The following is a 12,892-nucleotide window of genomic DNA, read 5'->3' on the forward strand; positions in this document are numbered from 1 at the left end:
TATCCGGTGGCGCGCATCCGATTTATCCCAAGTGCGCCAGCCAGCCGCCCTTCGACGAGATGTCCTCCGCTCCCTCCGTCGCCGCCGGTTCGCACAGGAAGCCGGACACCCAGGTGCCGTCGGCCAGCTCCACCTTCCCGATCGCCAGCGGCGATGGCACCCGCGACACGAACTCGCCGAAGCCCCGCACGGGCAGGTCCCACACCTCCGCCGCGATCGCGACCCCGCCCGACGCCACTCGCACCAGCCCCGGCTTCGGCGGCACCGTGTCCAACGCGAACAGCCGGTACGCATCCGCGGTGGAAACCGAAGCGACGAACCGCCCGCCGCGCGAAGTCAGCTCGTGGTTCAACGGCTGCCCGCGCAGGTGCGCGCCGACCACCACCAGCGGGACCCGTTCGCCGCGTAGGCCCGCCAACGCCGCCAGCTTCAGGTCGTCGTGCGGGGCGCCGACCAGCATCACGCCGAACGGGCGCCCGGCCACCGTGCCCGCCGGGACCGCCAAGGCGGACAGCCCGAACAGGTTGGTCGAGTTGGTGAACCGGCCCAGCCGCGCGTTGACCGCGACCGGGTCCGCGGCGACCTCCGCGATCGTCGGGTGCTCGGTCGTCGTCGGGAACAGCAGCGCGTCGACACCGGCCAGCGCAGCCAGCGCCTCCGCCCGCAGTCCGGCCAGCTTCGCCTGGTCCGCGAACAGCCGGTGGGCCGGGATGTCCCGGGCGCCGGTGATGATGCCGTGCACCACCGGGTCCACATCGTCCGGATGCGCGTCCAGGAACTCGCCCACCGCCGTGTACCGCTCGGCCACGAACGCGCCGCCGTACAACAGTTCCGCCGCCTCCAGGAACGGTGCGGTGTCCACAATGGTCACCTCGGCACCGGCCGCGGCGTAGTCCGCGACGGCGGCCTCGAACGCCTCGGCCCACCCAGCCGCCAACGGTCCCAGCTCCGACGGCACGCCCAGCCGGAACCGTCCCGTGTGGACCTGCGCGGGTTCGGCCAGGCAGGTCAGCGCGAACGACGCTTCCTCGACCGTCCGCGCGAACAGCGACACGCAGTCGATGCTCGCGCACGCCGGGACGACCCCTTCCGTCGGCAGCAGCCCGGGTGTGGGCTTGAGCCCGACGATCCCGTTGAACGCCGCCGGGACCCTCCCGGAGCCCGCGGTATCGGTTCCCAGCGCCAGGTCCGCGATCCCGAGGGCGACCGCCACCGCGGACCCGGAACTCGATCCGCCCGAAACATAAGCCGGGTCGACGGCGTTGCGGACCGCGCCGTACGGGCTGCGCGTCCCGACCAGGCCGGTCGCGAACTGGTCGAGGTTGGTCGTGCCGAGCACCAGCGCCCCGGCCGCCCGCAGCCGCGCGACGACCGGCGCGTCCACCTCCGGCTTGTACGCGTAGGCCGGGCACCCCGCCGTGGTCGGCAGCCCGGCGACGTCGATGTTGCCCTTGACCGCGACGAGCTTGCCGTACAACGGCAGCCCACGCTCTTCCAGCGCCGCGGCTTCGGCGAGCACCTCGGCTTCCGGCCGGAGGTCGATCCAGATCTCCGGCCGGTCCACCTGCTCGATCCGCCGGTACGCGGCCCGCACGCGTTCCTCGATGGCGGTCATCCCAGCACCACCAACGGCGTGCCGGGCGCGACCTGGTCACCGGGGGACACGAGCACTTCGACCACCTCACCGCCGGCCGGCGCGGGGATCCGCGCCTCCGTCTTCATCGCTTCCAGCGTCACCAGCGACTGCGCGTCCTCGACGCGCTCGCCCGCGGTGACGTCCACCCGCCACACCGTCGCCGCGAACGGCGCCTCGACGACGTGGCCGCCCTCCGGGGCTTCGACCCGCTTCGGCGGCCGCGTCACCGGTTCCGGCTTCGGGTCGAACTCGCCCGCCGCGGCCCACGCGCGCCGCTCCGCCTCGAACGCCGCCGACTGCGTCGCCCGGAACGCGGCGATGCTGTCCGCGTTGTCCGCCAGGAACTTCTGGTACTCGGCCAGCTTGAAGGTGCCGTCACTGGTGTCGAGCGCCAGCTGCCCGGACGAGCTCTGCGCCCGCAGGTCGAGGAGCTCCTCGGCCGACACCGGGTACCAGGAGATCCGGTCGAAGAACCGCAGGTTCCACGGCTGGTCGCCGCCGTGCCAGCTGTTCCACACCTGGACCGTCCGCCCGACGAACTGGTAGCCGCCGGGGCCTTCCATGCCGTAGATGCAGAGGTAGGCGCCGCCGATGCCGACGGAGTTCTCCGCGGTCCACGTCCGCGCCGGGTTGTACTTCGTCGTGACGAGCCGGTGCCGCGGGTCCAGCGGCGTCGCGACCGGCGCGCCGAGGTAGACGTCGCCGAGGCCGAGTACCAGGTACTCCGCGTCGAACACCGTGCGGTAGACGTCGTCCACAGTGGACAGCCCGTTGACGCGCCGGATGAACTCGATGTTCCACGGGCACCACGGCGCGTCGTCGCGCACGCCGGTCATGTACCGCTCGATCGCCTCGCGCGTCGCCGGGTCGTCCCACGACAGCGGCAGCCGGACGCTGCGGCTCGGCACCTCGAGGTCGGCGGTCGGCGGCAGGTCCCGCTCGAGTTCCCGCACCAGCCCCAGCGCCTTGCCGACGGGCAGCGCGTCCGGGTCGACGTGCACCTGCAGCGACCGGATGCCCGGGGTCAGGTCGACGATCCCCGGCACGCCTTCGGCCGCCAGCCGCTCGCCGAGCGCGTGCACCCGCATCCGCAGCGCCAGGTCGAGCTTCATCTCGCCGTACTCGACGAGCAGGTTGTCGTCCCCGCTGCGGCGGTAGGTGACCGACGGCTCGTCGCCGGTGGACGTCTGCCGGCCCAGGACACCGCCGTCGTGGCGACTGTCCCGAGTGGACGTCACGGCCGTCGCGGGCCGTTGCCGCAGCGCCGCCGCGTGGTCGGTGTCGATGGGCACGAACCGCACGGTGTCGCCCGGCCGCAGCTGCCCGAGCTTCCACCGCTCGCCGGTGGCGACCGTCGCCGGGCAGACGAACCCGCCGAGGCTGGGCCCGTCCGGGCCGAGCAGGATCGGCAGGTCGCCGGTGTAGTCGACGGCGCCGATCGCGTACGGCGTGTCGTGGATGTTCGACGGGTGCAGGCCCGCCTCGCCGCCGTCCGCGCGGGCCCATTGGGGCCGCGGCCCGACGAGCCGGACGCCGGTGCGGGCGGAGTTGAAGTGCACCTGCCAGTCGGTGGCGTAGAAGGTGTCGACGTCTTCGGGGGTGAAGAACTCCGGTGCCGCGTGGGGTCCTTCGAGCGCCCCGATCGTCCAGTGCGAGGCGAAGTCCGGACGGTCGGCCACCGGCCCGACGACCGGGTCGGCGGGCTCGGGCCCGGGCCGCAGGACGTCGCCCACGGCCAGCGCGCGGCCTCCGTGCCCGCCGAACTTGCCGAGGGTGAACGTCGCCGCGCTGCCGAGGAACGCCGGGACGTCGACCCCGCCGCGGACGAGCACGTAGCTGCGCAAGCCGGCCGTGCACGCCCGGACGTCGAGCGTGCCGCCGGCGGGCACCTCGATCGGTGTCCACAAGGGAACCTCGACGCCGTCGGCGAGCACCGTAGTGGGCGCGCCGGTCACGCACACCTGGGTGGCGTGGGAGAACCGCAGCGCCACGCCGTCCACTGTGCACTCCAGGCCGGGCGCGCCCTCGGGGTTGCCCAGCGCGAGGTTGCCCAGCCGCAGCGAACGGTCGTCCATCGGGCCGCTCGGCGGCACCCCGACGTGCCAGAACCCGGTGCGGCCCGGCCAGTCCTGCACGGTCGTCATCGTCCCGCCGCGCACGACGTCGATCCGGGGCTCCGCGTCCTCGATGCCGTCCAAAGTGGACGTGTCGTGCGCTGCCGCGCCGAACGCCGCGTCGGCGGCCGCCGCACGCAGCTGCCCGAGGTTGGTGCGGACGCCGTCGACGCGGGTCGTCGCGAGCGCTTCCCGCAGGCGCGCGAGGGCGTCGTCGCGGTCGGTGCCGGTGCAGATCACCTTGGCCAGCAACGGGTCGTAGTGCGTGGTGACGGTCGTGCCCGGCTCGACCCAGGTGTCCACGCGGACGCCGGCGGGCAGCGCGACCCGCGTGACGAGGCCCGCGCTCGGCCGGTGCCCGGCGCTCGGGTCCTCGGCGTACACCCGGGCCTCGACGGCGTGCCCGCGCGCCACCGGCACCGCGCGGAACATCGCGCGGTCGCCCTGGGCGAGGCGCAGCATCCAGGCGACGAGGTCGACGCCGTACACCGCCTCGGTGACCGGGTGCTCGACCTGCAGCCGGGTGTTGACCTCGAGGAACGCCGCCTCTTCGCGCTCGGGGTCGTAGACGTACTCGACCGTGCCCGCGGAGCGGTACCGCACGGACGAGCACAGCGCGACGGCGGAGTCGACGAGCTGCCGGCGGACGGCGGCGGGCAGGTCCGGCGCCGGGCACTCCTCGACGACCTTCTGGTTGCGCCGCTGCAGCGAGCAGTCGCGCGTGCCCAGCGCCAGGACCTCGCCGAAGCCGTCGCCGAACACCTGGACCTCGACGTGCCGGGCACGGCGCACCAGCCGCTCGAGGAAAACGCCGGAGTTCGCGAAGCTCTTGGCCGCGACGCTGCGGACGCTGTCCCACGCCTCGCGCAGCTCGTCGGGCGTCGAGCAGGCGCGCATGCCGATCCCGCCGCCGCCCCCGGTCGCCTTGAGCATCACCGGGTAGCCGATGTCCGCCGCGCGCGCCAGCGCTTCGTCCACATCGGACAGCAGGCCGGTGCCGGCCAGCAGCGGCACCCCGGCCGCGATCGCCGCCTCGCGCGCGGTGTGCTTGCTGCCGAACACCTCCAGGTGCTCCGGCGCCGGGCCGGCGAACGCGAGCCCGGCGTCCTCGCAGGCCCGGGCGAACGCCGCGTCCTCCGACAGGAAGCCGTAGCCGGGGTGGACGGCGTCGCAGCTGGTGTCGAGGGCGGCCCGGACGATCGCGTCGGCCCGCAGGTAGCTCTCGGCGGCGGGGGCCGGGCCGAGCCGCACGGCCCGGCCGGCGAGCCGCACGTGCGGGGCGAGGCGGTCGGCGTCGGAGTACACCGCGACGGTCTCGAGACCCAGTTCCCGGGCGCTGCGCAGGATCCGGACCGCGATCTCGCCGCGGTTGGCGACGAGCAGCCTCACTCGCTACCCCCGGGGGACGTCACGAACATGCGGACCGGCGTCGGGTCGAACCCGTTGCAGGGGTTGTTGATCTGCGGGCAGTTCGACACGAGCACGAGGACGTCGGTCTCAGCGCGCAGCCGGACCTCCAGGCCCGGCGCGGAGATCCCGTCGACGATGCCGAGCGTGCCGTCTTCCTCGACCGGCACGTTCATGTACCAGTTGACGTTGCTGACCAGGTCTCGCTTGCCCAGGCCCCACTTCGCGCCTTCGATGAGGAAGTTCTCGACGCAGGCGTGCTGGAAGCGGGTGTGCTGGCCGTAGCGGAGGCTGTTGGACTCCTTGCTGCACGCGCCGCCGAGCGTGTCGTGGCGCCCGCACGTGTCGGCGACGACGGTCAGCAGCGGCGCGCCCTCCTGGGTGCGCAGGACGCTGCCCGTGGTCAGGAAGATGTTGCGCTGCGCGGCGATCGTGGCCGCGGCGCTGTAGCGCTTGGCCGTGTCGTTCGCGTCGTAGCAGAGGAAGTCGACGGCCTGGTTGCCGCCCAGGTCGACGATCGCCAGCTCGCTGCCGCGCTTCAGCACGGTCGAGAACGGGGCGCGCGCCGGGACGTCGAACGTCAGCTCCAGCCGGGACTCGTACGCCGTGCTCATGCGATCCCCCGTGCGGTCAGGTAGTCGGCGGTGTTCTCGAACGCCCGCTGCGCTTCCGGCGAGTGCGTCCACTCCGGACTGTCCGGAGTGGACGGGTGGTCGCGCCACGCGAGGACTTCGAGGTTCGTCACGGTGTAGTCCGGCCGCGGGTCGACCGGGTGCGGCACGTTGGCGACCAGCACGACCGACGGCAGCTCGATCCGCAGCTCGACGGACTTCCCGGCGCCCGCGGAGCCGGTGAACTCCAGGTCGCCTTCCGGCCGGACCCGCACGCCCTGGAAGAACGACAGGCTCGGCGGCAGGTCCCGCGGTGCGAGGCCGTTCTTGGCCGCCGCCAAGGTGAACAGCGGCAGCCCGGCGGGGGAGGGGCCCTGCGGGGAGCCGTCGCCGTAGTGCTCGGTGTTGCCGTCCACAGTGGACGTCCCGCACAGGGCGTCGTGCCGTCCGCTCGAGTCGGCGACGATCGTCGCGAGCACCCGGGCCTGGTCCGACAGCAGCGCCACCTTCTCGCCGAGGTAGGCGTTCCACTGCACCTTCACGGTATCGGCGACGTTCAGCCGCTCCCACGGCTGGTCGGCGTTGAACAGCAGCACGTGCGCGCAGGCGTCGCCCTCGACGTCGGTCAGCCGCAGCCGCGTCCCGCGGGCCAGCACCTTGTGCGTGTAGCCGCCCCCGGCCACGGTCTCCGCCCAGGTCAGCGCCTCGGGCGCCACCCCGGGTGGGGGAGCGGGCCAGGTGCTCGCCGGGATCGACGGCATCGTTTCGACCACGGTGCCGGCCTGGGCCCTGGCGTGGTCGCGGGCGCCGTAGGTGGTGGCGGTGGTGCTCATGGACGTCCTCTCTCAGATCGCGGGTTCGAGGGCGGGAGCGGGGCGCAGCCGCAGCCAGCAGAGCCAGCCGATCACCAGTGCGCCGCCGACGAACTCTATCGGGAACAGCAGCATCCAGGGGGCGCCCGAACCGGTCACGTCGTAGATCTCCGCCCGCGGCCAGCCGATGTTGACGATCATCGCGATCCCGTAGAGCACGGCTGCCCCGTTCAGCGGAACGCCCCACCGCCCCAAGGAGAACCGGCCCGGCTCCGCGGGGAACTTCCCGCGCAGCCGCTGGACCAGCAAGGGCCCGGTGACCAGCAGGTACGCCAGGTAGACGACGACCACGGACGTGCCGGTGATCGTGCTGAACAGCGTCGGGTTGCCGAAGTTGAGCAGCAGCAGCCCGATCGCGAGCCCGCCGGAGAGCAGGGCCGGCGCGACCGGCGTCCCCGTGCGCGGGCTCACCGACGAAAGTCGGGTGGACGCGGGGAGCGCGCCGTCGCGGGCCATCGCGTAGATCAGCCGGACCGTGCCGGTCTGGATGGTCAAGGTGCAGACGATGACGGCGACCGCGACGTCGGCGAGGAAGACGCGGCCGAGGGTGTCGCCGAAGACGGCGGTGATCACGTACGGCAGGCCGTGGCCGGCGAGCTGCCCGTCGGTCAGGCTCGGCGCGGCCATCAGCGCGGTGACCACGACGGCCAGCCCGCCGATCCCGGACACGAGCACCGCCCGCAGCACCGCGCGCGGCGCCGTCTTCCGCGCGTTCTTCGTCTCCTCCGCGACCGAGGCGGCGGTGTCGAAGCCGTAGAGGACGTACGCCGCCATGAGCGCCGAAGCGAGCACGCCGCCGATCCCGGCGCTCGTGCCGGGGGCGTCGTGCAGCACGACCTGCGGCCCGCGGACGGCGAACAGCCCGAGCCCGGTGACGAGCACGACGACGCCGAGCAGCTCCGCCGCGACCCCGACGTCGTTGATCCGCGCCATCAGCCGGACCCCGCCGGCGTTGACGAGCGTGGTGAAGACGAGCAGCAGGGTGCCGAGCAGCACGGCGTTGGCCGCGCCGGACGGCGACGTCACCGCCGGGTCGCCGCCGAGGAGCTGGAAGCCGTCCCACACCGACGGCAGCACGACCTGCAGGGCGATCGCGGCGGCCGCGAGGGCGACGACGCAGCCGAGCAGCATCATCCAGCCGGCGAGCCAGCCGAGGAACCCGCGGGTGAGCTGTTTCGCCCACTGGTACACGGATCCGGCGAGCGGGTAGCGCGCGGCGAGCTCGGCGAAGTTCAGGGCCACGAGCAGCTGGCCGGCGAGGACGACCGGCCACGTCCAGAAGAAGAGCGGTCCGCCGAAGGAGTAGCCGAAGCCGAAGAGCTGGAAGACGGTCGTGAGGATCGAGACGAAGGAGAACCCGGCGGCGAAGGCGGAAAACCCGCCCAGCGACCGGCGTAGCTCCTGGCGGTAGCCGAAGGCGGCGAGTTCGTCGGGTGGCGTCATGCGGGCTCCTGACCTCGTTTCGATCGCTTGACAGAAATTAAGCCGCCGCCACGACGTGATGATCTCCGGCGTGTTAGCGGCTCGTTAACGCCCCGGCCGACGGGACGTCAACGGCGACATCCGGGGGTAACCGCACGTCGGTGCGGGTGTCCGGGCGCCGGACCTGGCAAGATCACCGCCGTGGTCAAAGGGGCGGGGGTCGGCAGGCCCAGGGCGAGCGGCGCGGCGGCGAACCGGCCGGACGCGCGGCAAGCGGTGCTCGACGCCGCGGGCGAGCTGTTCACGGGAGCCGGCTACGCGGCGACGACGACGCGGGCGATCGCCGAACGCGCGGGCCTGCGCCAGGCGTCGCTCTACTACCACTTCCCGGCCAAGGAAGACATCCTCGCGGCGCTGCTGGCCGAGACGGTCCGCCCCTCGCTGGAGCTGGCCGCCCGCCTCGTCGCGGGCCCGGCCCCGGCGGCGGTCCGGCTGTGGGCGCTGGCGTACGCGGACATCGGCCTGCTCGGCGGCGCCCGCCACAACCTGGGCGCGCTGTACCTGCTGCCCGAGGTCTCCTCGCCCAACCTGGCCCGGTTCCGCGCCGAGCGGGCGGACCTGAAGGCGGCGTACGGGAGCTTGGTGGCGGCGGCCGGGGTCGCCGCCGAGTCGGTCGGGATCCGGACGGACCTGGTGTTCGGGCTGGTGGAGAGCATCGCGGTGATCCGCCGGGACGACCCGGAGCTGGACGTCGAGGCCCACGTGCGCGAAGGGGCCGACGGCGTGGTCCGGCTGGTGGGGCTGCCGGAACCGACGGACGAACTGCGGGCCCAGGCGCACACCCTGCTGGCGACGCTCGCCGATTAGCGCCGGCCCGGGCTCAGCGCACCGGGGCCGGCGGCTGGCCGCCGAGCTGCGCCGGTCGTGCCGGGCGTCCGGCCAGCAGGTCGCTGATGATCCGCGACAGCTCGCGCATCGTGCGCATGCCCAGCTGGATCGACTGGGCGCCGACCCGCAGCGGCCGGATGGCCGCGCGCAGGGGAGCGTTGATCGCCTCCAGCGGGCGGATCTGCGTGAGGAACTCGGTGATCCGCACGTCCAGCTGCAGCAGGCCGTCCAGCATCTCGACGAACTCGTCGTACTCCCGGCGCGCCCGGTCGAACAGCTCCGGGGTCATGTGCGAGTCCATCAGGCGCATGTACGAGCGGATCGTCGAGTCGGTCTCGGCGACGGTCGCTTCGAAGTCGGTGCCGACCTGCTGGATGGTGACCGCCATCGGCTTGATCGTGTCCGCGGCCCGCACGACCCGCGCCTTGATGGCGTCGGGCGCCATCCCGGCGACGTCCCCGGTCACCTGGCGCATCTCGTCGGCCAGGTCGTCCAGCGACCGGCTGATCGCGTCGAACTGGCGCTCCAGCAGTTCCCCGATCTTCGTCAGGTTTTCGTTGTATTCCTGCAGGCCGGGTCCGTCTTTTTCGGGAACGAACCCGTCGAGCAGCAGCTGGTCGCATTTCTTGAGCTTTTCCAAGGTCGCTTCCGCGGAACGGATCGCTTTGATCAACCGGTCCGCGACCAGGTCCATGGTCCGCCGCCATTCGGCGGTGCCGGAACCGGCGAGCACGGCCTGCTTGATGTCGACGTACTGGAGCTTTTCGATGATCCGGATGTTCGCGTCGTCGCTCTGGCCGGTGATCAGCTCGTGGCCCAGCACGATCAGCGGCAGGATCAGCTGGGTGAGACCGAGCTCGTTCGCCTTGGCGTAGAAGGCGGTCAGCTCTTCGCGGCAGGCGCTGCTCTCGTAGAAGTAGTTCATCGAGATGGCCGGGATGAACACCATCGCGGCGTTGAGCCCGTCCTGGATCTTCGTCCGCCAGTCCTCGCCCCACCCGATGCTCTCGCGGTCGACGAACACTTCGATCTTGCGGCCGTGCGCGGACGCGCAGAACTTTTCCAGGGAGCTCTTCAGCGGCGTGACGAAATTGAGAAAACTGTCATCTTCGTGGGTGAAGCTGAGAAAGCATTGGACGGCGGGCTGATCGGACATGAAATCGGTCATCGAGCTACCTTCGGCGCTGTCGCGGCATTGCGCGGCGCAGCCTAGGGGAGCCCGAGAGCGAAGGTGAGCGGTTCCGGCGACCCAGCCGGAACTGTCCCGGAACTGTCCGTTCAGGAAGCCGTGGTCTGCAGCGCCTTGCTCAGCGCGGCCGCCGTCAGCTCGACCTGCCAGGGGCGCGCCCCGCCGGCGCGCAGGACCTCGGCCACCGACTCTTCGTCCGTCTCCGCCGGCGGGCGCCAGCACGTCCGCCGCACGAGGTCCGGGAGCAGCAGGTTCTCCACCGGCAGCCGGCGGTCCTCCGCGATCGCCGCCAGCCCGGCCCGGGCCGCCGCCAGCCGGGCCGCCGCGTCCGGGTCCTTGTCCGCCCAGCGGTTCACCGGGGGCGGGCCGTCCGTCGGCTGCGACGGCGACGGCAGCTCCGACGCCGGGAGCGCGCGGGCCGCCTGCAGGTGCCGCAGCCAGCTCGCCGTGTACTTGCGCTGGACCCGGCCGCTGAACACCGGGAGCGCCTGCAGCTCCTCGACGGTCTTCGGGTCGGCCGTCACCGCGTTGATGATCGCGCTGTCGGGCAGGATGCGGCTCGGGGCGCGGTCGCGCTTGCGGGCCAGCTCGTCGCGGGCCTGCCACAGCTCGCGGACCGCGGCCAGCCCGCGCGGGTTGCGGATCTTGTGCACGCCGGACGTCCGGCGCCACGGCTCGGCCCGCGGCCCGGGCGGCGGGGCGGTGCGGACGTACTCGAACTCCTGCTGCGCCCACTCCAGCTTGCCCTGGGCGCCCAGCTCCGCTTCCAGCTTTTCGCGCAGCTGGACGAGCAGCTCGACGTCGAGGGCCGCGTAGTTGAGCCAGTCGACCGGCAGCGGCCGCTTGGACCAGTCCGCCGCGCTGTGCCCCTTCTCGAGGGTGTAGCCGAGCAGCAGCTCGACGAGGGTCCCCAGTGCCACGCGTTCGTAGCCCGCCAGCCGCCCGGCCAGCTCGGTGTCGAACAGCGCCGCCGGACGCAGGTCCAGCTCGGCCAGGCAGGGGAGGTCCTGGGAGGCGGCGTGCAGCACCCACTCCAGGTCGTTGAGGACGTCGCGCAGCGGCTGGAGGTCGTCGGCCAGGGCGATCGGGTCGATCAGCACCGTGCCGGAACCCTCGCGGCGCAGCTGCACGAGGTAGGCCTTGGGCCAGTACCGGTAGCCGGACGCGCGTTCGGTGTCGACGGCGACCGCGCCGGTGCCCGCGGCGAGTCTCGCGCAGGCCTCGGCCAGCGCGGACGGATCGGTGATCACCGGGGGCGTGCCCTCGGCGGGTTCGCGTAGCAGCACAGGGCCGCCCGTGGACTCGATCTCCATCCCGGTGTCCTCGGCCTCTGCACTTCCCATAACCGACGACCCTACGGGACGGGCATACCGCGCCTGGTCTGCCCGCCCCGCAGGGCTGTTCGCTTGCGTCAGCGGATCACGCCGGCCCGCATGGCCAGCGCCACCATCTGGGCCCGGTCGCCCGTGCCGAGCTTGCGCCCGATCCGGGACAGGTGGGACTTGACGGTGAGAGCGGAGAGCGAAAGCTCCTCGCCGATCTCCTTGTTGGACTGCCCGTCGGCGACCAGCTGGAGCACCTCCACCTCACGAGCGGACAGCTCGCGGGGGGTGTTGTCGGTGCCCGCGACGCGGGTCCCGGTGGCGAGCACCGGAGCCACGCTCGGGTCGGCGTAGACGCCGCCTTCGAGCACGCGCCGCACGCCGTCGGTCACGACGACCGGCGACGCGGACTTCAGCAGGTACGCCTGGGCCCCGGCCTGGAAGGCCGAGCGGACCGCGTACGGGTCGTCCGAGGATGCGAGTACCACCACGCGCGGCCAGCCGTGGCTACGGAGTTCCGTAACCAGCTCGATGCCGCTGCCGTCCGGCAGCCCGAGATCGAGGATCGCCAGGTCACAAGGCCCGGTGGCCTGTGCTCGCGCCCTCGCCTCGGCCACCGTGGCGGCCTCGTGGACGGTCCCCGCACCCATCTGTGCGAGTCTTGCTGCGATTGCCTCCCTCAACAGCGGGTGGTCGTCGACCACCAATACCGAAAAGAGCTCTTCCCGCGGGTGCGGAACCATGCTCGCCGGCAACGCGCCGGCTGGCGTGGATCGGACGGCCTGAGAAATGCCGACGGTAGCCACGTCACTACCTCCCTGGAGTCGGTCGTGCCCCCCGACCGGCACCGGGACCTTCGGCCGTTCAGCCGCGCCAGCTTTAGACCGAAAGTGGTGTCGTCGAAGGCACTGTAGCCGCCCTGAGGCCGTTGCGGGGGGATCGAATGGGTATCTATCTCAAACGAACAGTCACTCAGTGGGTTCGTAGTAACACGATCGGGCTAGTACACGGCCGGTTGTTAACGGATAGCCCAGCGAACACGATGCAAAGAAGTTACCGGCGCCCAAATGGCCGTGCAGATGAGGTGTGCAGCTGCCGGTGCGCCTAGTGACCAGGGGCCGGATGGCGGTCTCGGCGGGTCGGAATGTGGCCCCGGCCGGGGCATGATCAACTCCGTCGGCCGCTTCCGGCGAGCCTCGAGGCGGGTCTTTTCGGTGACTGTCCGTGGCGTCCGGAGGTGGTCTCGGGCTCCTGAGCCCCTAGTTGATCTTGTTGCGGTGCGTGACCGCGCGGAGTCACGAACGAGGAGACGTGAAACGGCCTCAGAGCCGCGGGCGGGGCTCGGTGGGGTACGGGGCTGGTCCGGATGGCTTCGTCCGTCCGGTGGCGCTTGGGGCGGCCGTTCGGGGTGAACGGCGTTCAGTGGACGTG

Annotated in this window: 9 protein-coding genes; 1 reads left to right on the forward strand and 8 read right to left on the reverse strand. The window is 72.3% G+C overall.

The features are described 5' to 3' along the window. Positions 1-22 precede the first annotated feature (22 nt). Genes ACIRSS_RS02595 through ACIRSS_RS02615 form a run of 5 tightly spaced genes read right to left on the reverse strand, consistent with a single transcriptional unit; the run spans position 23 to position 8,083 of the window. The gene (locus ACIRSS_RS02595) at positions 23-1,615 is read right to left on the reverse strand and encodes an allophanate hydrolase (protein ID WP_400889766.1); all 1,593 of its coding nucleotides are present in this window, start codon (positions 1,613-1,615) and stop codon (positions 23-25) included. Next, the gene (gene uca / locus ACIRSS_RS02600; RefSeq protein WP_400889768.1) at positions 1,612-5,139 is read right to left on the reverse strand and encodes an urea carboxylase; all 3,528 of its coding nucleotides are present in this window, start codon (positions 5,137-5,139) and stop codon (positions 1,612-1,614) included. Before uca ends, ACIRSS_RS02595 begins: the two co-directional genes overlap by 4 nt. Beyond that, positions 5,136-5,771, reverse strand: coding sequence for an urea amidolyase associated protein UAAP2 (locus ACIRSS_RS02605; protein ID WP_400889770.1), 636 nt, complete (start codon positions 5,769-5,771; stop codon positions 5,136-5,138). The genes uca and ACIRSS_RS02605 overlap by 4 nt, the downstream gene beginning before the upstream one ends. Continuing rightward, positions 5,768-6,601: an urea amidolyase associated protein UAAP1 gene (locus ACIRSS_RS02610; RefSeq protein WP_400889772.1), complete on the reverse strand. Its 834-nt coding sequence runs from the start codon at positions 6,599-6,601 to the stop codon at positions 5,768-5,770. The genes ACIRSS_RS02605 and ACIRSS_RS02610 overlap by 4 nt, the downstream gene beginning before the upstream one ends. A gap of 12 nt (positions 6,602-6,613) precedes the next feature. Beyond that, a complete protein-coding gene (locus tag ACIRSS_RS02615) occupies positions 6,614-8,083 on the reverse strand; it encodes an amino acid permease (RefSeq protein ID WP_400889774.1) in 1,470 nt (489 codons plus the stop codon). Between the two features lie 180 nt (positions 8,084-8,263). Here ACIRSS_RS02615 and ACIRSS_RS02620 point away from each other — a divergent pair, with 180 nt between their 5' ends. Then, entirely contained in the window at positions 8,264-8,929 is a 666-nt protein-coding gene (locus ACIRSS_RS02620) for a TetR/AcrR family transcriptional regulator (protein ID WP_400889776.1), read from the forward strand. A gap of 13 nt (positions 8,930-8,942) precedes the next feature. Here ACIRSS_RS02620 and ACIRSS_RS02625 read toward each other — a convergent pair whose 3' ends face one another. The 3 genes from ACIRSS_RS02625 to ACIRSS_RS02635 form a co-directional block, all read right to left on the reverse strand. Next, positions 8,943-10,118: a toll/interleukin-1 receptor domain-containing protein gene (locus ACIRSS_RS02625; protein ID WP_400889778.1), complete on the reverse strand. Its 1,176-nt coding sequence runs from the start codon at positions 10,116-10,118 to the stop codon at positions 8,943-8,945. A gap of 110 nt (positions 10,119-10,228) precedes the next feature. Next, the gene (locus tag ACIRSS_RS02630) at positions 10,229-11,452 is read right to left on the reverse strand and encodes an HRDC domain-containing protein (protein ID WP_400893350.1); all 1,224 of its coding nucleotides are present in this window, start codon (positions 11,450-11,452) and stop codon (positions 10,229-10,231) included. 98 nt (positions 11,453-11,550) lie between these two features. Continuing rightward, positions 11,551-12,267 (reverse strand): response regulator transcription factor, encoded by a 717-nt coding sequence (locus ACIRSS_RS02635; protein ID WP_033261886.1) that lies wholly within the window; start codon positions 12,265-12,267, stop codon positions 11,551-11,553. Positions 12,268-12,892: the final 625 nt, after the last annotated feature.

Origin of the sequence: Amycolatopsis sp. NPDC101161 (assembly GCF_044768185.1) — a bacterium.
In the GTDB taxonomy this organism is placed as follows: Bacteria; Actinomycetota; Actinomycetes; order Mycobacteriales; family Pseudonocardiaceae; genus Amycolatopsis.